This window comes from Enterocloster sp. OA13 (genome assembly GCF_022440595.1).
In the GTDB taxonomy this organism is placed as follows: domain Bacteria; phylum Bacillota; class Clostridia; order Lachnospirales; family Lachnospiraceae; genus Enterocloster; species Enterocloster hominis.
Genome location: NZ_JAKNTF010000001.1, coordinates 1,293,555 through 1,317,960, shown reverse-complemented (window position 1 = coordinate 1,317,960; position 24,406 = coordinate 1,293,555). Strand labels below are relative to the sequence as shown.

Below are 24,406 nucleotides of genomic sequence, written 5' to 3'. Positions count from 1 at the left end.
CCCTGATAACCACATCCGGAACATGTCTGGCAATACAATATCCCAGCATCTTTTACGCTTTACACATATCCGATTGATGCTCCTGCTTTAAATGTAGTTTTCAGATAATGGTCCTCACAGGGCCTGTTATTCAGGATATCGCACAGCATCTCTGCCGCAAGTTTTCCCATCTCCGCTTTGGGGACACTGATGGTGGCCAATACCGGCTCAACATAGGAAGCAAATGGAATATCATCACATCCCGCCACGGAAATATCTTCCGGGACACGGAACCCCCTCTGCCGCAAAGCCTTCATCGCCCCAATAGCTACCAGGTCGTTGACAGCGAAGACCGCATCTACCTCCGTACCTCTTTCTAAAAGCTGATTCATGGCCTGGAATCCAGTATCCAGGTCGGCGATATAAGGCATCTGACCATCAATCATAAGTTCCGGCAGTATCTTCAGGCCATTAGCGTCCATGGCCTGGCAGAAATTAGCATATTTTTCATGAGATGACTCTTTTAGTGAATAGCCGCTAAGAAAAGCAATCCGCCTATGGCCAGCCCCTGCCAGATACCGGACCAGATTTCCAATGGAATCCTCATAGTCAATCTTCAGAACCCTGCCAAATTCCGGACAGCCTGAGACTACACGGATACCGCTTTCACAAGCCCTGCGTATAGCCGGTTCCATGCTATCAATGTAGGTTGCCAGGAATAATCCGTCTACATTTCTGGCTATCAGGTCAAAAATAGCATCTTCATTAAAGTTAAAAATATTGATATCTATGACAGATACAATGTATCCCCGTTTCCTGGCTTCCTCCTGCATGGCTTCTGCCACTTCCGCGTAACGTGGGTTCTTTAAGTTATTCACCACCAGCGCCAGATGTCCGCTTCTGTTCGTAGCCAGGCACCTGGCTGCCTGGTTTAAATAATAGCCCTTTTCTTCGATGGCTTTCCTTACCCGTGCGGCAAGTTCCGGGCTCACATACTTTGTTCCATTTATTACATGGGATACTGTAGCCTCAGACACACCTGCTGCTGCTGCAACTTCCTTTCGCTTTGACATACTCGTTCTTTCCCTTCCATTTATTCTGGTGTTATTATATTACCAGTTTCAGAAAAAGGAAAGGATAATCCTATATCCTCCAGGCTATCTGACTTCACATATCCTATTATAAATTGATAAAAGCTCCTGTCCTGGCAGACTCCTCTATTGCAGATACCACACGCATTGCCTCATAGGACTCCTTTGCAGACACAGGTGACTGGCCATGGTCCCGTATTGCTTTTACAAAAGTACCGACCACTTGTGAAGACGGATTCTCCTGGCTTATGTACCGTATTTTCTCACCGGAATCCATGATTACCTCCAGTGCACAGTCCTGACTGTACTGGACATGGAGCACCCCTTTCTGGCAATAATAAACCGTCCCGTTTTCCATGGGCCCATAATTGGAATAAGACAGGTTAAGGGTTCCCATAACACCTGATCTGCTCTCCAGGACACAGACTGCATTGTCATATACATCCACAAGCCTTCCCTCTGCATCACACTTGTCCCTGGTACCACCGATGGCCCCAACCCTTATAAAAGGCTCTCCCAAAAGATAACTAAGTACATCGCACTTATGAATCCCCAAATCGGTGATACACCCAAAGCCTGAATTCCGTTTGTTTAAGTACCAGGTGGATGTGGACCGGTTAATGCTGAAGCGTTCTGGTCCATCATGCGCCAGGGTGCACCTGAAGGCAATGATTTTTCCCATCTGGCCGCCCATTAAAATCTCCTTTGCCTTTCTATGGGCCAGAGTAAAACGCTGGTTATGGGCTGCCATGTAGAATGCCTTACTCTCCCGCTCCGCCTCCAGCACCTGTCCAGCTTCCTCAAGACTCATACACATGGGTTTTTCACATAAAACATACCTATCCCTCTTAAGGGCTTCTACGGAAATCCTTCCATGACTGTCATTGGAAGTACAGATTACAACCCCGTCAACGGTTTCATCCTCCAGCATCTCTTCATATCGGTCATAGACCTTTCCCCCATACTGGCTGGCCAGGGACCTGGCATGTTCCGGCACATAATCGTAAAAACCAGCAAGTTCTGCATCCTTGCAGCCCGCAAGTTCCGGCACATGACGGATTTTCGCAATCTGTCCACAGCCTATGATTCCAATCCTCGGGCACCTATTTTGTTCCAATCTCCATTCCTCCTTCTCCTATCTCCTCAGTTACGCGTGTAACTTAGCAAGAAAAAAAATATCTTTCAAATATAAAAGCAGGGCATTAGTTACGCGCGTAACTAATGTTTATTTTAACATGTTCCACTAATTTGTCAAGTATTTTTCTCTAATTTATCAATTATTCATCTGATTACTACCCTATTATGTAATACCCTTTTTATAACGCATCACTGGATAAACCCACATAAAAACACCCACCTGCCGCTCAAACCGCAGATGGATGTACTCCTACAACCCTTATGAACATGCGTCTCCTGCCTCTGTATAGGACGGAATCCAGCCCCCAAGGGCCGCAGAAACCTTCTCGATAAAGAAATGGGATATGCTCCCCACAATCAGGGCCGCAATCACGGTTCCCTCCCGGATGCCCAGCACCTGTCCCTTTACCAGGACGGAAACCACCACCGCACTGGCCACAATACTCATATCAAACCCGGTCTTCACACGGCCGAACCTCCATCCGGTAAGCCCTGCAATCACACGTACCAGTCCTTCACCGGGAAGGATGAGGACATTGGGTATGACCTCAAGTGCAATCCCAAGCCCCAGGAAGACGCAGCCTAGCAGCAGCATCAGCACCTGTCCCACATAGCCGCCTGTCTGCCAATAACTCAGGATGCTGAGCCAGCCGTCAATACAGACGGAAAATAAAAGCGCCGCAGGAAGCTGAAGCAGCTGGATTTTCTGAAACGCTTTCCCCAGCAGGATTACCTGGATGATAAACATAACAGAATTGACCATCATGGTAAAGGTACCCAGGGTATGCGGGAAAATAAAGGTCAACACAAAAGCAAGGCTGGTAATCGGCGACGTTCCCAGCCCTGCTTTTGTAATCAGGCTTATTCCCAATGCACTGAATATGACTCCTGCAATAAACATTCCATAACGCTTGAACATATCTGAATTTTTCACGTGCTAACACCTCTAATTTTTTTAGTGTACCTAAAATATTTTATATATTTAATCATAGCACGTTCTATTATCCTCTACAATGGGCATACTGACCAACTTGAAGATGAAAATTCAGCAATATGCACAATCATTTTTAGATTACCTAAAAATTTTTTAGGTTCCTTTTTGCCGTCTGTCGACCAGGATATGGGCGCCTAATGTCACGGCAGCACTGAACAGCAGCTGCACATAATAAGCAATTCCCCGTGAAAGTACCATGGCCGGAAGCAGCAGGTCCCCATAAAAAATAGGGTCAAATATGGTCAGGAACAGATGCTCACTGATTCCCATGCCCCCAGGAAGGGGAAGCATGTCTGCTGATATGGATATGGTTGACTGCAAAAGGATAAGGGTTGCTGCATGGGTCCCTCTTAGCCCAAAGGCTTTATAGACAAAATATGTGACGGAAAACAGGGCAATCCTCTGGCAGAAAGTAAGGAGCGTCACCCGCACCAGTACTTCCTTGTGCTGTCGCAGGTACAAGGCGGTTTCATTGTAGTGGTCCATGGTCAGGGTGAGACGCTCCGTCCTGGACGGCTTATCCTTCAGTATATGCAGCCTCACCAGGAATCCCAGCAGCTTCATGGCAATATTCTTTGCCAGGGACGTATGGAACGCCAGGATCAGCATGGCAAGGCAGAACACCACGTTCAGGGTAAGACCCAGATAAAACACAGGCATGACCTCATACAGGTAACGGTCCAGCATCCCCCTCCCAAACACAGCCAGGAGACATCCTGCAATGACCAGCACGGACTTATATGTAATGGTCACAACCATCAGCACCACCGTTGCCACGGGCACCGGTATCATATTCTTCCTCATATAGTACACCTGGGCCGGCTGCCCTCCTCCTGCCGAGGGCGTGATACAGCTGAAGAAAAAGCCAATGGCCGAATACATGAAGCAGGTCCGCCGCTTTGCCTTTACATGCAGCGTTCCAAAGAGATAATGGAGGATGGCCGACTCCGCCCATATGAAGAATACCACACAGGACACGCCCAGGATCAGGAACACCGGTGACGCCTCGGTTATGGTATCCGCTATATCGCTTAAATCTTCTCCCTTAAACACACTGTAAATGGTCAGGAAGAATACAATCAGCAAAAATACAGCGTTCAATATATTTTTCTTTTTACTAGACATTCAAACCCCTTTTCCCAGATATCTGGCGCTCTGGCAAAACATCGCTTACAGGATAGGATACCATAAACCAAATAATCCCGCAAGGCAATATGCCAGCGGCGCATCATAAAAAACCGGAAATCCATGAACTGGATTCCCGGTTTCCTCAATAACTGGGCTACAAGGATTCGAACCTTGAAATGACGGAGTCAGAGTCCGTTGCCTTACCATTTGGCGATAGCCCAATAACACAACGAAAGTTATTATATATCATAGTTTAATTTTCGTCAAGTACCTTTTTGAATATTTTTCCAAAGTATTTTCCCAAAGTCCATCTATTTTTCCAAAGACTTTTTGAATCTCTCCCCGGACAGCCATTCAGGCGCCCGGATATTTCAGGATATTCTGAAGCTTTTTCATGGAGCGGTTGTACTTGGACAGGACTGTGGCCAGAGGCATTTCCAAGGTCTGTGCCACTTCCCTGTGCTTCATTCCGGCCGCCGTATGAAGGAGCACGATCTGCCGCTCCTCCTCGCTGATCTTACCGAGGGCATCTAAGAGCACCTTCCTGTCCGCTGCCTGTTCCAGGGATTCACAATACGCCCCTTCCTCCTTTCCTTCCAGGTCTTCAAGGGCAACATTGCTTACCATTTTCTGCTCCCTGAACCTCATGTAGCAGAGATTCCTGGCAATGGTAAAAACCCATGCCAGAGGCTTTCCCAACGGGACGTAGGAGCCGGCCTTGGTCCATACGCAAAGATACGTTTCCTGCATCAGGTCCTCTGCCTCATAGGGGCTTTTTGTCAGCGACAGGATAAAGCTGTACACCGGGCGGGCGGTTTCCTGATAAAACTGGCGGAAAGCTTCCCTGTCCCCCTCTGCCATTGCCTGTATCATCTCTTCCTGTGTCATCTGCCCTTCCCCCTTTGGGGATTAGCCTACTCTCTATTTCCCGACATGAAACTGTTCTCCACGGTAATGACGCACTCGCATCGCCCATCCCGCTTTTTGACCTCATCGCTAATCCTTGCTTTCAGTTTACCCTGGGCAGACTGTTTATATTCCCAGGGAACTACTAAATCAAAAATCAGGTTGATCCGGGCCTGTCCGTCCACCATCCTGAAATCATGGAATTCCAGGCGGCTGTCAATATTTTCCAGAACATCGGCCACCATATCTTTAAATTTAACAACCAGTTCATTGTGTGTCTCCACCGGATCCATATGGATTACGAGCAGAAGACGGAACCGCCGCAGAGCCTCCCGTTCAATGCGGTCAATAATCTCATGGCTGAACTCCACATCGCAGTCATTGGGAACCTCCGCATGGATGGATGCCATGCTTCTGGTTGGCCCATAATTATGTACAATCAGATCATGGGTTCCCACTATACCGTCAAAACTCTCCACAAAATTACTGATTTCCTCGTAAAACTCCGGGTCAATGCCCTCTCCTATCAGGGGCGCCAGGGTATCCTTTGCAATATTCACACCGGCAATCATGACTACCACGGATACGATGATTCCCACGATACCATCCACATTCAAACCGGCGATGCCATAAACTGCAATGGAAAAAATCGTGGCCGATGTGGCTGCCACATCCCCCATTGCATCTGCCGAGGTTGCCATCATGACCTTGGAATTGATTCTTTTCCCCAGCTTCTTATTAAACATGGACAGCCACAGCTTCACTCCCACGGAAAGCAGGAGGATGACAATGGAAATCCATCTAAAGGTCATATCCTCAGGGTGGATTATCTTTCCCACTGATGACTTAAACAGTGAAAAACCCACCTGGATGACCAGGAAGGCCACAATGAAAGCCGAAATATATTCAATCCTTCCATGTCCGAATGGATGGTCATCATCAGCCGGCTTTTCCGCCATCTTAACGCCGATAAAGCCAATAATGGAAGAGGCTGCATCGGACAGGTTATTAAATGCATCTGCCATGACAGAGATACTGTTCACCAGTATTCCAATGATCAGCTTGGCTGCAAACAGCAGAAGGTTACAGCAGATTCCCACCCCGCTTGCAAGGGTGCCGTACTCTGTCCTGACCTCGTCTTTCTCCACCTGTTCATGGTTCTTAACAAAATGTTTTACCAAAAAATCAGTCATATCAGTTCCCCATATTCTACCTTTTCAAGAAACAGCCCCTCTGGCGGGGCTGTAAACCCGGCGGCCTGCCGGTCCAGCGCCTCCAGAATGGACCTCATGTCCTCCGGCTTTCTCCTGCCCTGTCCCACTTCAATCAGGGTTCCGGTCAGGATACGCACCATCTGCTGTAAAAACCCGTTTCCCGTAAATGATATATGAAGCCTGGTATCTTCCAGACGTTCAAAGCGTATGGACTCCAGGGTCCGTACCGTGGATTTTTTCATCTTTTTATTGCCGCAGAAGCTCTTAAAATCCCTGGTACCTGTCAGGTATGCTGCGGCCCTTTCCATGGAAGCCACGTCCAGTTCCTGTCCCAGACCATAATAATAGCTGCGCCGGAACACATCCTTTTTAGGTCCCAGTTCAATCTGGTAGCGGTAGGTCTTCCTCACAGCATTTAAGCGGCTGTGGAACCGCTCCGGCGCTGTTTGGATCCTCCACACAGCTATGTCCTCGGGAAGATACCTGTTCAGGTACTCCATTACCTCTTCCGGCGCCCTCTTTCCCTTTAACTGGAAATCAGCCACCTGGCCACGGGCATGGACGCCTGCGTCCGTCCTTCCGCTGCCCCGTACCTCCACCGGTTCCCCATCCAGCTTCTCCAGGACGCGTTCCAGTTTTCCCTGGATGGTCTTTTCCGTATTGCCCTGCTTCTGCCATCCGTCATAACGCGTCCCGTCATAGGACAGCCAAATGATATAATTCATTTTAATTTTCCCCTATCTGTTTTTCTCATGAAAGCCAGTACCGTTGTCAACGCCAGACCGCACATCACTCCGCACAGATCCAGCCAAACATCATCCACCTGTCCGGACCGTCCATCCACAAACAGCTGGATGGTTTCATCCACAAAGGGCACAAGGAATGCCAGCTCTGCCGCCAGCCTGGGCTTCCTGATTCCTTTGGGCATCCATGTCCTGCAGTAAAAGGCAAGAAGGATGCCCAGACCTGTATACTCTATAAAATGCGCGCTTTTCCTCACAATATGTTCAGTAAGCCATCTGCTGTCAAAACCAATCATTTCCAAAAAGTCATGAAGCTTCATGAGCAGGAACCCGCTCTCCCTGGAGGAAATATGGGCAGGCGTAAGGGAATTGCCATATATAAAGCATATATATACAATCAGCAGGATAAGGGCCACCCGCTGTCCCGGACCTGCCGCTGTCCTGTGTTCCGGCAGGCCCGATGTTTTACCGCGCCCCGGCAGGTCCATTGTCTTCCCGCTACCATGCAGGCCCGTTGTCTTTCTGTCCTTCATCCTGTCATTACTCCTTTTCTTCCGGACTCACTCATGCACCCACCTGCGTCCTCCTTCCGGCTGCTCCCATGCACCCATCTGCATTTTCCTTCAGCCTTCACTATCACGTTTATTTAAGGATACCGCTGGCATCCACGGCCCGGATGGCTTTATTCAGCATTTCCTCATCCTGTACAAGGGCCAGGCGCACATAACCTTCGCCGGACGGGCCAAAGGCGCTGCCGGGAGTTACCATGACCCCGGCCTTTTCCACCAGCGCCATCACAAACTCCTCTGAGGACTTAAACTTCTCCGGAATTCCTGCCCACACAAACATGGTTGCTGCGGGCCGCTCCATCTTCCATCCAATCCCCGTAAATCCGTCGCACATGATATTACGGCGCGTCTCATAGGCTTTCATCGTGGTATGTACACAGGACTGGTCGCCTGTTATGGCTGCAATGGCTGCTGCCTGGATAGGAAGGAACATGCCATAATCCATATTGGACTTCAACAGCTTGATTCTGGACACCACCTCTTCATTGCCCAGACAGAAGCCAATCCTGGCACCTGCCAGGCCGTATGTCTTGGACAGGGAATTAAACTCCACCCCAACCTCCCTGGCACCTGGGAAACGCAGGAAACTGCCGCAGGTCCTTCCGTCAAACACAAGGTCACTGTATGCATTGTCGTGAAGCACGATGATATCATGTTTTGACGCAAATGCAATCAATTCTTCATAAAATGAATCAGGCGCCATGGCAGTGGTCGGGTTGTTCGGATAAGAGACCACCATAAGCTTTGCCTTTTCTGCCACGTCCTCAGGTATCCCGTCCAGGCGGATTATATATCCATTTTCCTTTTTCTGGGGCATGTAGTACAGATTAGCGCCTGCTATCTGGGGACCATCCCCAAACACAGGGTAGCAGGGGTCAGGAACCAGCACTATATCCCCTTCGTCCACCATGGTCAGCGCAATGTGGGCAAGGCCCTCCTGTGAGCCCAGCAGGGAACAGATTTCCCTGTCAGGGTCCAGGGCGACCCCATAGCGCTTCATATACCAGCCGGAAACAGCATCCAGCAGTTCATTCCTGTCGCTGATGGCATACACATAATTCTTAGGGTCGGCCGCAGCCTTACAGAGCGCCTCTGTAATGTGGGCCGCGGGCGGTATATTGGGTGCGCCGATACTAAGGTCAATGACCTCCTCCCCCCGCTTAAGCTTCTGTCTCTTAATCTCAGCCAGCTTTGAAAAGATCCCCTCCCCAAAGCGGTCCATTCTCTTTGCAAATTCCATTTCCATCATCCTCCCTTTTATATCCGTATATTCCTAAAAACCAAGGGCACATGCAATCAACGGCAGGAACACCGCCGGAAGCAGGTTGCCGATTTTAATTTTACTTCCTAGGACAAGATTCAGCCCCAGCCCGAAAATCAGGATGGAACCAATACAGGACATCCTGACAATCATCAGGTCCGTGAGATACGGCTTCACCAGTCCGGCCAGCGCAGTCATACCGCCCTGGTATATCCCTACCGGAAAGATGGAGAAGACGGTTCCAATCCCCAGGGTGGCGGTAAATACAATGGACAGCACCCCATCCATCACTGCTTTTGTAAACAGTGTACTGTAATTATGACTGAGTCCGTCCTCCAGTGAGCCCACGATTGCCATGGCGCCCACGCAGAACAGCAGGGATGAGCTGACAAATGCCTCCGTAAAAGTCCCTGACTTCTGGCCCCCCGGAATCCGGGACTTACACCAGCCGCCTAACTGCTCCAGTTTATATTCAATATTAATCCACTCTCCCAGCGCCGCTCCCGCCACCATGCACACAACAGTCACAAGGGTATCCCTTGTCTCAAAGCCGCTGCCGGACATGGTCATCAGGCCCTTTATTCCTCCTGTTATCCCCACAAACACCACGCACAGCCCCACCGCGCTGGAGATGGTATCCTGAAGGCGTTTTGGAAGTCCCCCCTTCAGCAGCATCCCAACCATACATCCGGCCAGGATTGCCCCGATATTTACAATTGTCCCTAATCCTGTCATCCCTCTATACCTGCCTGTTCTGTGACTTTTCCCTGCTTTGGCAGCCAGCCCTTTTGTTACTGTGCATCTGGTAATGTGAATCTGGTAATGTTCCTCTGCATCTGGCTGGCGCCTCATTGGGACAGGGCAGTCCATTTCGCCTATTATAGTACAATTTTCCAGATATGACAAGACAGGAAGCTGCCCAAAGGAAACTTCCTGCCTGCTGTCATGCTGATATCAAAATCATGCGCCGGCGCCCAGGACGGCCTTATTTAAAGTATTTACCCAACCTAACTATACGCTTTAAGCTTTCCATTGATAAGAAGAAATGTATGCACTCCTATATAATTTTAAGATTGGTACATCATCATAAATATAAAACATCAAGGGACGTTCCAATAATTTTTTTGGCAGGTTCCCGTCGGCTTCCAAGATAATACACCTTGTCAGACCATCCGGTGTAGTTTTATTATCAAGAGCTATAACCAGTGCATTTTCATCGACTATGACTTTTTCATCTGTATCAAAAAAGGAAATCTCCAATCTCTTCATATTGTCACCTCATGGATTCAGCTGACGGAAGCAGTCAATACCGTCTGTTTATGGCCATTTTTATTTTACCATAATTCCAAGAAGGGGGAAATACCTTCTCCAATCTGGAAATTTCTCCCTTTGACCAGATTAGAGGTGTATACAACTGTCTACAGCATTTTGGAGCACATAAAAGGCTGAAATCCCTATAAAATCAAGGAAATTCCAGCCATCAAAAAAGCGCGAGACGGGATTCGAACCCGCGACCCTCGCCTTGGCAAGGCGATACTCCACCACTGAGCCACTCGCGCATTTAAAACTGATTCAATTGAGAATTACATTAACGTACCCTCAAAACCACATATTGAAAACCGAACTGACAAACTTCCTGTTTCTCCCTGAACCTTCTGGTTAAGCCCTCGACCGATTAGTATTAGTCAGCTCCGTACATTGCTGCACTTCCACCTCTAACCTATCCACCTCGTCGTCTTCAAGGGGTCTTACTGCTTTCGCATGGGAAATCTCATCTTGAGGGGGGCTTCACGCTTAGATGCCTTCAGCGTTTATCCCGTCCAGACTTGGCTACCCTGCCATGGCCCTGGTAGGCCAACAGGTACACCAGCGGTCTGTCCATCCCGGTCCTCTCGTACTAAGGACAGCTCCTCTCAGATCTCCTACGCCCGCGCCGGATAGGGACCGAACTGTCTCACGACGTTCTGAACCCAGCTCGCGTACCGCTTTAATGGGCGAACAGCCCAACCCTTGGGACCTGCTACAGCCCCAGGATGCGATGAGCCGACATCGAGGTGCCAAACCACTCCGTCGATGTGAACTCTTGGGAGTGATAAGCCTGTTATCCCCAGGGTAGCTTTTATCCGTTGAGCGATGGCAATCCCACTTTCATACCACCGGATCACTAAGTCCTACTTTCGTACCTGCTCGACCCGTCAGTCTCGCAGTCAAGCCCCCTTATGCCTTTGCACTCTTTGGATGGTTTCCAACCATCCTGAGGGAACCTTTGAGCGCCTCCGATACCCTTTCGGAGGCGACCGCCCCAGTCAAACTCCCCACCTGACATTGTCCCCCGCCCAGGTCATGGGCGCAGGTTAGAAACCCAGTACCGCAAGGGTGGTATCCCAACAATGGCTCCATACAGACTGGCGTCCATATCTCTTAGCCTCCCACCTATCCTGTACATGCAGCACCGGATCCCAGTATCAAGCTGGAGTAAAGCTCCATGGGGTCTTTCCGTCCTGGCGCAGGTAACCAGCATCTTCACTGGTATTTCAATTTCACCGGGTGCATTGTTGAGACAGCGCTCAAATCATTACGCCTTTCGTGCGGGTCGGAACTTACCCGACAAGGAATTTCGCTACCTTAGGACCGTTATAGTTACGGCCGCCGTTTACTGGGGCTTAAATTCAAAGCTTCGATTGCTCTAACCTCTCCTCTTAACCTTCCAGCACCGGGCAGGCGTCAGCCCATATACCTCACCTTACGGTTTTGCATAGACCTGTGTTTTTGCTAAACAGTTGCTTGAGCCTATTCTCTGCGGCCACATCTCTGTGGCACCCCTTCTCCCGAAGTTACGGGGTCATTTTGCCGAGTTCCTTAACAATGCTTCTCCCGCCGGCCTTAGGATTCTCTCCTCATCCACCTGTGTCGGTTTACGGTACGGGCATGCATCACACGATAGCGGCTTTTCTTGACAGCCGGAATCACACACTTCACTACTTCAGTTCGTTCCGCGTCACGTCTTCGGGTTGTTAAGCGGATTTGCCAGCTTAACCCCTACTACGCTTGCCCCGGTATTCCCATTCCCGGGATGTGTTGTCCTTCTGTGTCCCCACAGTTCTGATGATGCATGGTACAGGAATCTCAACCTGTTGTCCATCGGCTACGCCTCCCAGCCTCGCCTTAGGCCCCGACTTACCCAGAGCAGATCAGCTTTACTCTGGAAACCTTGGATATTCGGCCTGGAGGATTCCCACCTCCATCTCGCTACTCATTCCGGCATTCTCTCTTCTTAGCACTCCACGGCTCCTCATCGGTACCGCTTCGCCGTCCTAAGAATGCTCCTCTACCAATGTACTCACGTACATTCCTAAGCTTCGGTGTTGTGTTTCAGCCCCGGACATTTTCGGCGCAGGACCTCTCGACTAGTGAGCTATTACGCACTCTTTGAATGTGTGGCTGCTTCTGAGCCAACATCCTAGTTGTCTTTGAAATCCCACATCCTTTTCCACTTAACACACACTTTGGGACCTTAGCTGTAGGTCTGGGCTCTTTCCCTTTTGACTACCCAACTTATCTCGTGCAGTCTGACTCCCGTACATCATTTATGCGGCATTCGGAGTTTGATATCCCTTGGTAAGCTTTGACGCCCCCTTAGGAATTCAGTGCTCTACCTCCGCTAAACTTGTTACGAGGCTAGCCCTAAAGCTATTTCGAGGAGAACCAGCTATCTCCGGGTTCGATTGGAATTTCTCCCCTATCCACACCTCATTCCCACCCTTTTCAACGGATGTGGATCCGGTCCTCCACGGAATTTTACTTCCGCTTCAACCTGGACATGGATAGGTCACCCGGTTTCGGGTCTGCCTGTACTGACTTGACGCCCATTTAAGACTCGGTCTCCCTTCGGCTCCGCACCTTAAGTGCTTAACCTTGCCAGTACCGGCAACTCGCCGGACCGTTCTACAAAAAGTACGCGGTCGCACCTTAACGTGCTCCCACAGCTTGTAAACACAGGGTTTCAGGTTCTCTTTCACTCCCCTCCCGGGGTCCTTTTCACCTTTCCTTCACAGTACTATGCGCTATCGGTCACTAAGTAGTATTTAGCCTTGGAGGGTGGTCCCTCCGACTTCCCACAAGGTTTCTCGTGTCTCGTGGTACTCTGGATACCGCCGCTGCCTACTGTTTTCATGTACGGGGCTCTCACCCTCTGTGGCCTGCCTTCCCAGGCAGTTCCATTAACAGATCGGCTCACTTATGCGGTCCATAACCCCAGCATGCACGCACGCTGGTTTGGGCTCCTCCCATTTCGCTCGCCGCTACTCTGGGAATCGATGTTTCTTTCTCTTCCTCCGGTTACTTAGATGTTTCAGTTCACCGGGTTCCCGACGTATGGCTATGTATTCACCATACGACGACTGAGGGTTGCTCAGCCAGGTTTCCCCATTCAGATACCTCCGGATCAAAGGATATTTGCTCCTCCCCGAAGCTTTTCGCAGCTTATCACGTCTTTCATCGGCTCTTAGTGCCAAGGCATCCACCCTGCGCTCTTATCAGCTTAACCAAGATGACTTCCACCTGCGGGTGCGGGTTTCCGTCAAGGCCCATAGCGTTGGGCCCTTTGGTTCTAGGTTCTTCTTGAACGCTTTCGCGTTCACAAGTTTGTTTCTTTCCATACAATCGCTTGTATGGCCTCGGATGTCTTGTTTATCCTAATTTCTTAGGATACTCAATTCATTTTTTCAATATGCGGTTTTCAAGGTACGTATGGGGACCGTCCTGTTAGGACAATCCCGAATGGAGATGGAGAGATTCGAACTCTTGACCCCCTGCTTGCAAGGCAGGTGCTCTCCCAACTGAGCTACACCCCCACGGTAATCTGGCACCCACCTGCTCTCCCATGCCGTCTCCAGCATAGTACCATCGGCCGCTTAGGTCTTAACCATCGTGTTCGGGATGGGAACGGGTGTGTCCCCTAAGCGCATCGGCACCAGAAATCTTTCGTCTTCCTTATTCAATTGCTTGATAATCAGAAAACTGGACAGTATATAAAACCCTTACTTCTTCTTCCTTAGAAAGGAGGTGATCCAGCCGCACCTTCCGATACGGCTACCTTGTTACGACTTCACCCCAGTTACCTGCCCCGCCTTCGGCAGCTCCCTCCTTCCGGTTGGGTCACTGACTTCGGGCGTTGCTGACTCCCATGGTGTGACGGGCGGTGTGTACAAGACCCGGGAACGTATTCACCGCGGCATTCTGATCCGCGATTACTAGCGATTCCAGCTTCGTGTAGTCGGGTTGCAGACTACAGTCCGAACTGGGACGTTATTTTTGGGATTTGCTCACCTTCGCAGGGCTGCCTCCCTTTGTTTACGCCATTGTAGCACGTGTGTAGCCCAAATCATAAGGGGCATGATGATTTGACGTCATCCCCACCTTCCTCCAGGTTATCCCTGGCAGTCTCCCTAGAGTGCCCACCCGAAATGCTGGCTACTAAGGATAAGGGTTGCGCTCGTTGCGGGACTTAACCCAACATCTCACGACACGAGCTGACGACAACCATGCACCACCTGTCTCCCCTGTCCCGAAGGAAGGGACACGTTACTGTCCGGTCAGGGGGATGTCAAGACTTGGTAAGGTTCTTCGCGTTGCTTCGAATTAAACCACATGCTCCACCGCTTGTGCGGGTCCCCGTCAATTCCTTTGAGTTTCATTCTTGCGAACGTACTCCCCAGGTGGAATGCTTATTGCGTTAGCGGCGGCACCGAAGGGCTTTGCCCCCCGACACCTAGCATTCATCGTTTACGGCGTGGACTACCAGGGTATCTAATCCTGTTTGCTCCCCACGCTTTCGAGCCTCAACGTCAGTTACAGTCCAGTAAGCCGCCTTCGCCACTGGTGTTCCTCCTAATATCTACGCATTTCACCGCTACACTAGGAATTCCACTTACCTCTCCTGCACTCCAGCCACACAGTTTCCAAAGCAGTCCCGGGGTTGAGCCCCGGGCTTTCACTTCAGACTTGCATCGCCGTCTACGCTCCCTTTACACCCAGTAAATCCGGATAACGCTTGCCCCCTACGTATTACCGCGGCTGCTGGCACGTAGTTAGCCGGGGCTTCTTAGTCAGGTACCGTCATTTTCTTCCCTGCTGATAGAGCTTTACATACCGAGATACTTCTTCACTCACGCGGCGTCGCTGCATCAGGCTTTCGCCCATTGTGCAATATTCCCCACTGCTGCCTCCCGTAGGAGTTTGGGCCGTGTCTCAGTCCCAATGTGGCCGGTCACCCTCTCAGGTCGGCTACTGATCGTCGCTTTGGTGGGCCGTTACCCCGCCAACTGGCTAATCAGACGCGGATCCATCTCACACCACCTGGGTTTTTCACACCGTACCATGCGGTACTGTGCGCTTATGCGGTATTAGCAGCCATTTCTAACTGTTATCCCCCAGTGTGAGGCAGGTTATCCACGCGTTACTCACCCGTCCGCCACTCAGTCATCCCATATTCCATCCGAAAACTTCCTATGGGATGCTTCGTTCGACTTGCATGTGTTAGGCACGCCGCCAGCGTTCATCCTGAGCCAGGATCAAACTCTCAAATTATAAGTTTTTCACTTACACGAGGTCTTCCACGAGTGTTACGTGAAAACTTAGTCCGCATTAGTTGCGGTCCGTCTCTCAGGACCGTTACGTTTGCGGACACCCCCATAAAGAGTGTTCCTTGGTTTCAGACTACTTAGCTTGGCTAGTTATCTTTAACCTTCATTACTTGGTTTTGTTCTGAATTTTCTCAAATCCAAAGGCCCAAACCAGGCCTTCTGTTTTTAGAATTTTCAGGGTTTTACATACTGTTCAATCTTCAATTATCAAGGTTCTCTGTGTTGTCGGCTTGTTCAGCAGCAACTTTTATATCTTATCACAGTTGCTTGTGTTTGTCAACAACTTTTTTAACTTTTTTCTTTTCTGTGTTCCTGCGTTGTGGCTCTCACCGCAGCGCAAGAGATATCTTACCAGATGCTTCGACAATTGTCAACAACTTTTTTAACTTTTTTTAATTATCTTAACAATTCGCATTTCTTCCATTCGACGTAAGCCTCATGCCCCTCTTCTATTCATATAACACTTATGCTTCCCGCATGTCCTGAACATGCTTATCAAATATCCCATACACGTTTTCTATATCATCCACACCTGCATCCACGGGGTACCCCCCGCTTTTCGTCCCTGCAACGCTTGCTATATAAAAATGCAGCCATGTTTCCATCCATGGCTGCATCATAAAATTAACGGTACTGGATTTAAATATCTCCTAAATCAAACTCATCCACCGCGCCGTCTATAGGCGCTTCCTCGCTCGGCTCTTCCGTTTCTTCCACCGCAATCTGGAATTCGGAAAGATATGCATCTTCGGGAAGTCCCGCCAGATACGCCGGCAGGTTAATGGCAATGCCATCCATGTGATGCGGCAGGTTCAGCGCCACGTTAACGGTTTCCTCGCTGCCGCCTTTTTCCTGTGTAATCTCAAGAGTCATGTTGAACTTCTGACCGATACAGGTTGCCATACCTCTTTCTTTATCACGGAGTTTCGCTACCTGTTCGCCGTCCACGAACACCACCACCTTATAAGGAGTGGAATAAGTCTGTCCATTGTAATCAAGGGACTTATTGTCGATATACACGGTATGGCCACGGCCAATGACCATCATGATGCCTGCTATGATGAGCAGCAGCAGAATTGCTCCCGCCCGGAACAGAAAGGTTCGTTTCATCTTCAATTTTCTTCCTCCTCACCCTGTGCAAGCTTAAGTACCTGACCGGCTTTGCTTTTTGCTCTCCGCTTTTTAGTCTCATACATGATAAGAGCAAGCGTGATGACGCCATAGGAGATGAACACACGGAAATACTCTCCAATCATGGAGTCGCCTGTAATCTTCGCACCCGTCGACGGTGCCACGATGAACATCAGATGGAACAGGATGACGCCCAGGAACACGTTGCCGATAGATGCCCTGTCAACAGAAGCCCCGCCGACCAGCAGAGCCGCGATACAGAACATACCAATCTGCGTGTGTGAACTGTAGGTAGAAATATTGCCCATATTCTGCAGATAAATGACCATACCGATGCCGGCGCAGACCGTTGACATCACGATGGCAATGATTCTGGTCCGCTCCACCTTGATGCCGGCGTCTCCGGCCACGTCCATATCCTGGCCCACAGCGCGCATATCTTGGCCCAGTTTCGTCTTCCTGAACCACACAATGAACAGGCACATCAGACCGATGACAATCAAAGTCAGAACCGGAATCTTAACTCCGCCGATGTGAATCGCCAACAGGTTATCCAAGGACTGCCTCATGTGCAGGAGGCTGACCGTATTGCGGACTCCATAGCCTCTGGGCAGTTTGATGGAAGAATGGATAATCGGGATGACCGGCCCCATCATGTACAGCACTACCATCTGATAGATACCATTCATGAAAAAGCTGATGATATAGCTGGTGATCATCTCCCTGCCCTTTGCCATATTAAGCATCTTTCCACAGAAGATGCCTAGCAGGATGGAAATCGGAATTGAGATAATCATCGCAAGAACCATTCCCGGGATTCCCCATATCTGCCAGTCGGCCGCAAAAATCAGGCCAATCTGCCCAGCCATGGCCCCCAGTGTCATACCGAAATTCAAGCCCATGCCAGCCATGATTGGAATCAAGAGGCTAAGAATCAAAAACGCGTTCCTGCCCAGTCTGGTCATGATTTCGTTCAGCAGATAACCCGGCGAAAAGCCGGACACCGGAATGCAGACGGCACAGATGATGACAAACATGATTGGCACAGAATTATTCCCGGCAAATTCCAGTATGCGGTTGCCTTCAATTTTTTTATTCTTTTCTTTCATTTTGATGCCTCCGTCTTTCTGGTCAAAGCATAGAGAATCATACCGTTGGAAACAACGATACGGATAACCTCGCTCATATCCATATGAATCATGGAATTCATTACCGTTGGGGTCATGGTTACCATTCCCTGGAACAGGAACGTACCGATGATTACATTGGTAATGGACGCCTTATTGACCGAAGCGCCTCCAATCAGGATAGCGGACACCGCCGGGAGCGCCATAAAAAACGGCGCCGTGTAGAGCTGGATAAAACCGAATCCCTGCTCATACATCAGGATGCCAACCGCGGCAAGCCAAGTGGACATGATAACCGAAAGCATTCTCATCTTGTCAATGTTGATACCGGATGCCCTTGCAAAATCCGGGTTTGACCCTACCGCGGTCATGGCAGTGCCGGTCTTTGTGTGAAGAAACGCCCACATCAGGAAGGCAAGCACGGCGAAGAACAGAAGGCTGCCCACCGGTATGGAAAAATGCCCGATATTAATCTGCAGGAAGTTAGCCAGGACCTTGTCATAAAAGCCCTCCAGTGAGATGGTGGTACGGAGTCCCTTGCCTGACAGGCCCCAGACCATGGTCGGGCTGCTGTAGGGCAGCAAAAGCCACATCATACACATAAAGGAAACTGACGAAAAGCCCACATATGTGGCAATCATCATCTCCCCGCCTTTAATCTTGTTTAACAGCCAGCCATAGCCACAGCCAAACACCAGTGCGAAGGGCGTTGCAATTAAAATAGCCATAACAAAGCTCATAGGCCCGGTAAAGCCGAACTGGATGGACATGGTCGCGCCCAGAAGGCCTGAGATAATGCCAAGCGGAAGGCCGAAGTTAAGGCCGCAGCCTGAATGCACCATGGGCACCATGGCCAGAACCAGTACTGCATTCCAGCTGAAACGGTTAATCGTGTTGGTTATCTGGGTAGGAAGGTCTGCCCCAACCAGCGGTGCCAGAATGAAGAGCGCCAGAAGGAACCCGGCGATGATTAATCTTGGCAGGCCAAAATCATTCACCAATTCCTTGATTTTTGACTTATAGCCAAGAGTTGTTGTCATATTTTCATTTTTTCCCATGCTGTCTCCCCCTTATTTAACCTGGCTGACCATGAGCAGGCCGAATTCTTCTGAAGATTCGGTCGCCGGCAGGATTCCAGCAATCTTACCGCCCGAAACAATCGCAATGCGGTCACAGGTTGTCCGCAGTTCTTCAAGCTCGGACGAAATCATGACCACCGTGACACCGTGTTCCTTGTTGAACTTCTTCAGGGCGTCCAGAACCAGCGATTTCGCACCGACGTCGATACCTCTCGTGGGTTCGGAAACAAACAGGAATTTAGGTTCAAGGGCAAATGCCTTGGCCAGGCACACCTTCTGCTGGTTACCGCCGGAAAGTTCCTTGGCCTTTTGCAGGGAACTGGTACATTTAATCATGAGTTCGTCGATGTACTTCTGGGTCACTTCATGGATGGCTTTCTCATCCCTCCATTTAATCAGGCCGCCCAGATAGTTCTTAAGGAATTTGTCCTGAATCTGCATGGCGGAAAAAGCAATGTTCCACTCAAGTGTTTCGTCCAGCAGCAGGCCCACGTCCCTTCTGTCCTCGGAAACAAAGGCAAGGGATGAATCCAGGCACTTCCTGGGATTGTTAAGGGGAATGGCATGTCCATCGAATTCCACTGAGCCGCCTGCTTCGTAGAGTCCCATGACTCCATTGGGAATGCCCAGCTTTCCCTGTCCAGCCAGACCGCCGATTCCAAGGATCTCGCCTTCCTTGATGTCCAGATTGACGTTGCGCACGGTCTCACCGGGCATGTCAACCCAGAGATTGCGGATGGACATGATGGTCCGGGCATCCGGGTTAATCCTGATGTCGGCCCTTTCACTGGACTGGATGTTCCTGCCCACCATCCACTTGGTAATGTCCGCCACATCCGTTTCCTTGGACGGCACATCCTTTACAACATAACCATCACGCATGATTACAACCGTATCGCATACGGTCAGGATCTCATGCAGGCGATGGGTGATGAAAATCACGGCAATGCCTTTGGCGGACATGCCGCGGATTGAATCTAACAGGGCCTCTGCCTCTTTCTCAGTCAATACGGCCGTAGGTTCATCAAGAATCAGCAGCTTCAGCTGTTCCTTGCTGAGCTCACGGGCAATCTCAGTGAACTGCTTATGCCCTACCGGCATGTCACTGATGACCATATCCGCATCAATCTTTACGCCCATTTTATCAATGGCCTGTGCAGAACGTCCGGCCATCTCCTTATAGTCCAGGGTATTTAATCTATCTCCAAAAACTTCTGAAATTATATTCTTCTTCATCGGTTCACGGTTTAACAGGATATTTTCCGTGGCTGTAAAACCCGGGATTAAGGAAAATTCCTGGTGAACCATGCCAATTCCCGCATTCAGCGCATCAAACGGTGTGGAGAAATTAACTTTCTCACCGTTAATCAGGACGTCTCCGCCATATCCGCCGGTTTCCCTGATCACATCCATACCGAAAAGGAGCTTCATCAGCGTACTCTTGCCAGCTCCGTTCTCGCCTACAAGGCCCAGCACCTCACCTGCTTTCAGTGTGAAGTTGATATCCGTAAGGACCTGGTTTCCAAAGAAATCCTTTTTGATATTCCGCATCTCCAACAAGGGAGTGTTGTCATTTATCATCGTTATGCCCCACTTAAAAACAGTAGGAGGAGAGTGAACTCCCCCCACTGTTGTCCAAATTTAGTATTATAAAGCGTCTTACTTAATGGTGAAGTATTTCTCTGGAACCTCAATCTGTGTAGAGCCCATGAAATGTCCGGGATCACCCATGATGTAGGTATCCTGATATACCAGGAAAACGTTGTCTAACTTAACGCCGGTTTCCACGTTGGTGTAGTTGGAACCATTCCACTCAGCCTTTGGAGAGAATACCTGATAAGCCTTGGCAATATCATCGATATCATCCAGCTCGCTCTCGCCATTAAGGACGTTCAGGGCGTGCTGTGCAAGACCTGCAGATGTTGTGTAGCCATAGGAATAAGCCCATGTACCGAAGTGGTCAGCGCCACCTCTTTCAACGATGGTGGATTCAACCTTGGCAAGGATCTTATCAAAGTCTCCTGCCTCAGCAGTTAAGTCGATACCCAGTGCGCCAGGATAACCCATCAGCGGTGAAGGAAGGTCAGCCTCAATGAAGTAGCCGCCGTATTCCATCAGCTGCTTAAGCAGTGGCTCGGTATGTGCATCGTTGGTACAGAAGTAGGCAGCGTTCTTGCCGTACTTCTCAACCCACTCCGGAACCTTCTCAAGGATGTATGCCTGTGCACCGGCAACGCCGACGTCAGAGGTTGGGTCTGGGGCAGTCTCAAGGACGAACTCCATGCCAAATTCCTTGCAGGCTTCCTTCATGACAGCCACACGGCGGCTCATGGTCTCATATGCCATATGACGCGGGAAGGAAATATGTACAAATGTGTCGCAGCCCAGCTCATGGGCGGTACGGATGATCAGGTAACCACGCGCAACGAAGTCGTTGTTGCAGACCAGGTCGGCAGCGCTTCCAATCTCCGGCAGGTCCTCATGGCCCTCACCTGCGATACAGATGATGTCGGGGCGGCTTTCTTTAATCTTACGGAAAGCTTCGGTTGTGCCCGGAACAGACTGGTTAACGATGATTGCCTTCATCTGAGGATCATCGGAAAGGTTAACAATCGTCTGAATGGTTGTTTCAAGTTCCTCTGTAAAGTTGTCAGGATAGATGGCCAGTTTAACCATATCCTCGCCATACATGGCCTGGAACGCCTCGGCGCCACGTCTGTCGTCCTCGGACTGTGACACAGAACCAGTGACGATACCGATGTGGAAATCGCCGGCGTCTGATGCCTCGGTCTCCTCTGCATCATCTGCCTGTGTGTCGGCCTGTGCATCGGGTGCCTTGGACTCGGTAGCCTGGGTGGCAGGTGCCTGGGTAGTGCCGGTGTTGGATCCGCCGCAGCCAGCAAGTCCCGTAACAACGGCTGCTGCAAGCAGAATGCTAAGATACTTCTTCATAACAAACCTCCAAAATCTAATTTTAAAAGGGGACAATAGGTACCTATTAATTGTAGCATATGCACATTTTTTGTCAACTATAAATCAACAGGTCGAAACAATATGCACGGTACAATGCGGGTAATTGTCCCCTCATCGGCCTACATCCCGCTGTCCAAGGTAAACCAGAATTCCACTCCTCCGTCTACATTTTCAACGCCGCAGGCCTTATTGTGGGAATCCATGATTGCCTTGACAATGGACAGCCCAATGCCGCTGCCGCCGTATTCCCTGGTCCTTGCCTTATCTACCTTATAGAACTTAGTCCAGAGATCCCCGATATCCTCCTGCGGAATATGCCGTCCGGTGTTGAAAACGGTAACCCTGACTTCGTTTCCACTATTTTCCAGACGGATTTCTATCCGTTTTTCCCCTTCCAGATGGTTCATTGCATTATTCAGGTAATTGGTGATGACCTCTTCTATCTTAAATTCATCTGCCCATACCCACACCGGCCCTTCCTGCTCAAATACAACGGAAGCCTCTTTCTGCTGGAGGAGTATGCCTGCGGATGAGAGTATGCCTTTAATCAGGGTCACGATATCAAACTGTTCCATCACAGGCATGTCATTGCCGAATTCAAGGGCTGTCAGGGTAAGAAGCTGCTTTACCATCTTGTTCATCTTATTGGCCTCGTCCATGATGACGTCACAGTAGTAATCCCTGCTCTCCGGGTCCTCCGCCATGCCTTCGGTCAGGCCTTCCGCATACCCCTGGATCAATGCAATGGGGGTCTTCAGCTCGTGGGATACATTGGCGATAAAGTCCTTCCTGGTCTCGTCGATGCGGATTTTCTCTTCTATATCCCTTTGAAGTTCATTGTTGGCGGTCTTCAGTTCCCCGATGGTTTCCTTTAATTTTTCCGACAATGTGTTCATGCTGTTGCCCAGGACGCCGATTTCATCCTCTGAACTTCCTGTGTAACGGGCCTCGAAATCCAGCTCCGACATCCGCGCCGAAAGGGCTGCCAGGGAACGGATGGGGGATACCACCATTTTCGTAGTACCGTACATAAGGATACTGCCGAACACCAGGGCCGCCAGACCCACATAGGCCATGAATTTATTGGAGATGTCCACGCTCTCGTGGATGCTGGCCAGGGGCATGGACATGATGAAGATGGTCCTGTTGTCGTCAAAAAAACCCCAGCTTTCCAGGTAATAGCCCTGGGAACGCCTGTCATAGCTTTTCTGTATCTTATAATTGTCTTCGGAAATCAGAGTCTCTGTCTGGGGTTCATTTTTTCCAAGTATATACTGGTGCACCCTGTCGGCCAGGAACCTTCCGTCCCGGTAGGAGGGCACCATGTTGTCATTCATGCTGTCCACAATGGCAATGGTGATGTTATACTTCTCGCTCATCAGCCGGAGCATGCGGCTGGCCTCGGTCTGCTCCCCGTCCTTGGAGTAAAGGCTTTGCAGGTCGTCTATGATGTTCTCGCCGTCCTCAGCCTTGTCAATGACAAATTCATTCAGCTGTTCATATGCTTCTTCCAGCAGTTTCAGCTTTTCATTGGTATAAAAACCTTCCAGGAAAAAGCTGTTCACCGCCCACAGGGTAAGGAGCACCGCTGCCATAAGGCCGATAAAAATAATGGTGAATCTCACCCTGATTGAATGTTTCATCCTTCACTCACCTCGAATTTATAGCCCATTCCCCATATGGTCTTAATATAATCCCCTTTTTCCCCCATCTTGCTGCGCAGCTTCTTCACATGGGTGTCAATGGTGCGGGCATCCCCGAAATAATCGTAATTCCACACATTGTTCAGTATCTTCTCCCGGGAAAGGGCAATGCCCTGGTTCTCCACAAAATAGCTGAGCAGTTCGAATTCCTTGTAACTCAGCTCAATCTCCCTGCCGTCTATGGTTACCTGATGGGCGGCCTTGTCAATGCAGATCCCGCCCACGTTCATATTCTCTGTTGAGACCACATTGCTCCTGCGCAGGATTGCATCCACCCTTGCCACCAGGATTTTGGGGCTGAAGGGTTTGGATATATACTCATCCACCCCCAAGGAGAATCCCTGAAGCTCGTCCCGCTCCTCGCTTCTGGCCGTCAGCATGATGACCGGTACCTGGGAATATTTGCGGATGGTCTTTAACACCTCCCACCCGTCCATCTTGGGCATCATCACATCCAGCAGTACCAGCGCAATGTCCTTTTGCGCGAAAAAGGTATCCACCGCCTCCTCGCCGTCTCCTGCCTCAATTACGGTAAAGCCTTTATTGGTCAGGAAATCCCTGACCAGCTTCCTCATCCTGGCCTCATCGTCTACCACTAATATCTTAAGCGCATCCATGGCTCAGCCTCCTTCACTTACTTAGGACTTATTTTAACAAAAAAGCTGGAAGATTTCCATGTTTTCACACAAGTTTCACAGCTTGGACATGATAATTACAAAAAACATCA

At 49.9% G+C, this 24,406-nt stretch carries 19 protein-coding genes, 3 tRNA genes and 3 rRNA genes; all 25 read right to left on the bottom strand.

What is annotated here, in order from left to right:
• Positions 1 to 59: 59 nt before the first annotated feature.
• The gene (locus MCJ35_RS05770; RefSeq protein WP_025482546.1) at positions 60 to 1,052 is read right to left on the bottom strand and encodes a LacI family DNA-binding transcriptional regulator; all 993 of its coding nucleotides are present in this window, start codon (positions 1,050 to 1,052) and stop codon (positions 60 to 62) included.
• A gap of 106 nt (positions 1,053 to 1,158) precedes the next feature.
• The gene (locus MCJ35_RS05765) at positions 1,159 to 2,187 is read right to left on the bottom strand and encodes a Gfo/Idh/MocA family protein (protein ID WP_025482547.1); all 1,029 of its coding nucleotides are present in this window, start codon (positions 2,185 to 2,187) and stop codon (positions 1,159 to 1,161) included.
• 279 nt (positions 2,188 to 2,466) lie between these two features.
• The gene (locus tag MCJ35_RS05760) at positions 2,467 to 3,141 is read right to left on the bottom strand and encodes a YczE/YyaS/YitT family protein (RefSeq protein ID WP_025482548.1); all 675 of its coding nucleotides are present in this window, start codon (positions 3,139 to 3,141) and stop codon (positions 2,467 to 2,469) included.
• A 153-nt stretch (positions 3,142 to 3,294) separates the two neighbouring features.
• Complete coding sequence (locus MCJ35_RS05755) at positions 3,295 to 4,326, bottom strand: lysylphosphatidylglycerol synthase transmembrane domain-containing protein (RefSeq protein WP_025482550.1); 1,032 nt, start codon at positions 4,324 to 4,326, stop codon at positions 3,295 to 3,297.
• A 152-nt stretch (positions 4,327 to 4,478) separates the two neighbouring features.
• Positions 4,479 to 4,550, bottom strand: a tRNA-Gln gene (locus MCJ35_RS05750).
• Positions 4,551 to 4,683: 133 nt separating this feature from the next.
• Positions 4,684 to 5,217, bottom strand: coding sequence for an RNA polymerase sigma factor (locus MCJ35_RS05745; protein ID WP_025482551.1), 534 nt, complete (start codon positions 5,215 to 5,217; stop codon positions 4,684 to 4,686).
• A gap of 26 nt (positions 5,218 to 5,243) precedes the next feature.
• Complete coding sequence (locus MCJ35_RS05740) at positions 5,244 to 6,428, bottom strand: cation diffusion facilitator family transporter (protein ID WP_008726116.1); 1,185 nt, start codon at positions 6,426 to 6,428, stop codon at positions 5,244 to 5,246.
• Positions 6,425 to 7,174, bottom strand: coding sequence for a tRNA pseudouridine(38-40) synthase TruA (truA, locus tag MCJ35_RS05735; protein WP_025482552.1), 750 nt, complete (start codon positions 7,172 to 7,174; stop codon positions 6,425 to 6,427). The genes MCJ35_RS05740 and truA overlap by 4 nt, the downstream gene beginning before the upstream one ends.
• A complete protein-coding gene (locus tag MCJ35_RS05730) occupies positions 7,171 to 7,725 on the bottom strand; it encodes a VanZ family protein (protein WP_240299388.1) in 555 nt (184 codons plus the stop codon). The genes truA and MCJ35_RS05730 overlap by 4 nt, the downstream gene beginning before the upstream one ends.
• Before the next feature lie 109 nt (positions 7,726 to 7,834).
• Complete coding sequence (locus MCJ35_RS05725) at positions 7,835 to 9,001, bottom strand: aminotransferase class I/II-fold pyridoxal phosphate-dependent enzyme (protein WP_120057637.1); 1,167 nt, start codon at positions 8,999 to 9,001, stop codon at positions 7,835 to 7,837.
• A gap of 33 nt (positions 9,002 to 9,034) precedes the next feature.
• Positions 9,035 to 9,757 (bottom strand): DUF554 domain-containing protein, encoded by a 723-nt coding sequence (locus MCJ35_RS05720; protein ID WP_008726122.1) that lies wholly within the window; start codon positions 9,755 to 9,757, stop codon positions 9,035 to 9,037.
• Between the two features lie 285 nt (positions 9,758 to 10,042).
• Positions 10,043 to 10,291, bottom strand: a complete 249-nt coding sequence (locus MCJ35_RS05715) for a hypothetical protein (protein WP_025482554.1) — start codon at positions 10,289 to 10,291, stop codon at positions 10,043 to 10,045.
• A 218-nt stretch (positions 10,292 to 10,509) separates the two neighbouring features.
• Positions 10,510 to 10,581: transfer RNA gene (locus tag MCJ35_RS05710), tRNA-Gly, on the bottom strand.
• A 96-nt stretch (positions 10,582 to 10,677) separates the two neighbouring features.
• Positions 10,678 to 13,568: ribosomal RNA gene (locus MCJ35_RS05705) — 23S ribosomal RNA — on the bottom strand.
• A gap of 234 nt (positions 13,569 to 13,802) precedes the next feature.
• Positions 13,803 to 13,875 (bottom strand) — tRNA-Ala (locus MCJ35_RS05700).
• 6 nt (positions 13,876 to 13,881) lie between these two features.
• Positions 13,882 to 13,999: ribosomal RNA gene (gene rrf, locus MCJ35_RS05695) — 5S ribosomal RNA — on the bottom strand.
• A gap of 80 nt (positions 14,000 to 14,079) precedes the next feature.
• Positions 14,080 to 15,610: ribosomal RNA gene (locus tag MCJ35_RS05690) — 16S ribosomal RNA — on the bottom strand.
• Together the 16S, 23S and 5S rRNA genes with 2 tRNA genes alongside form the textbook arrangement of a ribosomal RNA operon.
• A 520-nt stretch (positions 15,611 to 16,130) precedes the next feature.
• A complete protein-coding gene (locus MCJ35_RS05685) occupies positions 16,131 to 16,271 on the bottom strand; it encodes a hypothetical protein (protein WP_155858378.1) in 141 nt (46 codons plus the stop codon).
• A 34-nt stretch (positions 16,272 to 16,305) separates the two neighbouring features.
• Positions 16,306 to 16,782, bottom strand: coding sequence for a DUF6672 family protein (locus tag MCJ35_RS05680; protein ID WP_025482556.1), 477 nt, complete (start codon positions 16,780 to 16,782; stop codon positions 16,306 to 16,308).
• The gene (locus MCJ35_RS05675; RefSeq protein WP_008723061.1) at positions 16,779 to 17,906 is read right to left on the bottom strand and encodes an ABC transporter permease; all 1,128 of its coding nucleotides are present in this window, start codon (positions 17,904 to 17,906) and stop codon (positions 16,779 to 16,781) included. The genes MCJ35_RS05680 and MCJ35_RS05675 overlap by 4 nt, the downstream gene beginning before the upstream one ends.
• Positions 17,903 to 18,982: an ABC transporter permease gene (locus MCJ35_RS05670; protein ID WP_025482558.1), complete on the bottom strand. Its 1,080-nt coding sequence runs from the start codon at positions 18,980 to 18,982 to the stop codon at positions 17,903 to 17,905. Before MCJ35_RS05670 ends, MCJ35_RS05675 begins: the two co-directional genes overlap by 4 nt.
• Before the next feature lie 12 nt (positions 18,983 to 18,994).
• Positions 18,995 to 20,584, bottom strand: a complete 1,590-nt coding sequence (locus MCJ35_RS05665) for a sugar ABC transporter ATP-binding protein (protein ID WP_008723057.1) — start codon at positions 20,582 to 20,584, stop codon at positions 18,995 to 18,997.
• 78 nt (positions 20,585 to 20,662) lie between these two features.
• Complete coding sequence (locus tag MCJ35_RS05660) at positions 20,663 to 21,955, bottom strand: DUF3798 domain-containing protein (protein ID WP_008723055.1); 1,293 nt, start codon at positions 21,953 to 21,955, stop codon at positions 20,663 to 20,665.
• 140 nt (positions 21,956 to 22,095) lie between these two features.
• On the bottom strand, positions 22,096 to 23,619 hold the full coding sequence (locus MCJ35_RS05655; protein WP_025482561.1) for a sensor histidine kinase: 1,524 nt from the start codon (positions 23,617 to 23,619) through the stop codon (positions 22,096 to 22,098).
• Positions 23,616 to 24,296: a response regulator transcription factor gene (locus tag MCJ35_RS05650; protein ID WP_008723051.1), complete on the bottom strand. Its 681-nt coding sequence runs from the start codon at positions 24,294 to 24,296 to the stop codon at positions 23,616 to 23,618. The genes MCJ35_RS05655 and MCJ35_RS05650 overlap by 4 nt, the downstream gene beginning before the upstream one ends.
• Positions 24,297 to 24,406 lie beyond the last annotated feature (110 nt).

What these genes read in the sequence shown, in the direction of transcription:
- MCJ35_RS05730 (WP_240299388.1), bottom strand. Translation starts at nt 7,725, where the DNA reads ATGAAGGACAGAAAGACAACGGGCCTGCATGGTAGCGGGAAGACAATG.
- MCJ35_RS05725 (WP_120057637.1), bottom strand. Translation starts at nt 9,001, where the DNA reads ATGGAATTTGCAAAGAGAATGGACCGCTTTGGGGAGGGGATCTTTTCA.
- MCJ35_RS05670 (WP_025482558.1), bottom strand. Translation starts at nt 18,982, where the DNA reads ATGGGAAAAAATGAAAATATGACAACAACTCTTGGCTATAAGTCAAAA.
- MCJ35_RS05755 (WP_025482550.1), bottom strand. Translation starts at nt 4,326, where the DNA reads ATGTCTAGTAAAAAGAAAAATATATTGAACGCTGTATTTTTGCTGATT.
- MCJ35_RS05685 (WP_155858378.1), bottom strand. Translation starts at nt 16,271, where the DNA reads ATGGAAACATGGCTGCATTTTTATATAGCAAGCGTTGCAGGGACGAAA.
- MCJ35_RS05715 (WP_025482554.1), bottom strand. Translation starts at nt 10,291, where the DNA reads ATGAAGAGATTGGAGATTTCCTTTTTTGATACAGATGAAAAAGTCATA.
- MCJ35_RS05770 (WP_025482546.1), bottom strand. Translation starts at nt 1,052, where the DNA reads ATGTCAAAGCGAAAGGAAGTTGCAGCAGCAGCAGGTGTGTCTGAGGCT.
- MCJ35_RS05745 (WP_025482551.1), bottom strand. Translation starts at nt 5,217, where the DNA reads ATGACACAGGAAGAGATGATACAGGCAATGGCAGAGGGGGACAGGGAA.
- MCJ35_RS05675 (WP_008723061.1), bottom strand. Translation starts at nt 17,906, where the DNA reads ATGAAAGAAAAGAATAAAAAAATTGAAGGCAACCGCATACTGGAATTT.
- MCJ35_RS05650 (WP_008723051.1), bottom strand. Translation starts at nt 24,296, where the DNA reads ATGGATGCGCTTAAGATATTAGTGGTAGACGATGAGGCCAGGATGAGG.
- MCJ35_RS05740 (WP_008726116.1), bottom strand. Translation starts at nt 6,428, where the DNA reads ATGACTGATTTTTTGGTAAAACATTTTGTTAAGAACCATGAACAGGTG.
- MCJ35_RS05655 (WP_025482561.1), bottom strand. Translation starts at nt 23,619, where the DNA reads ATGAAACATTCAATCAGGGTGAGATTCACCATTATTTTTATCGGCCTT.
- truA (WP_025482552.1), bottom strand. Translation starts at nt 7,174, where the DNA reads ATGAATTATATCATTTGGCTGTCCTATGACGGGACGCGTTATGACGGA.
- MCJ35_RS05720 (WP_008726122.1), bottom strand. Translation starts at nt 9,757, where the DNA reads ATGACAGGATTAGGGACAATTGTAAATATCGGGGCAATCCTGGCCGGA.
- MCJ35_RS05665 (WP_008723057.1), bottom strand. Translation starts at nt 20,584, where the DNA reads ATGATAAATGACAACACTCCCTTGTTGGAGATGCGGAATATCAAAAAG.
- MCJ35_RS05660 (WP_008723055.1), bottom strand. Translation starts at nt 21,955, where the DNA reads ATGAAGAAGTATCTTAGCATTCTGCTTGCAGCAGCCGTTGTTACGGGA.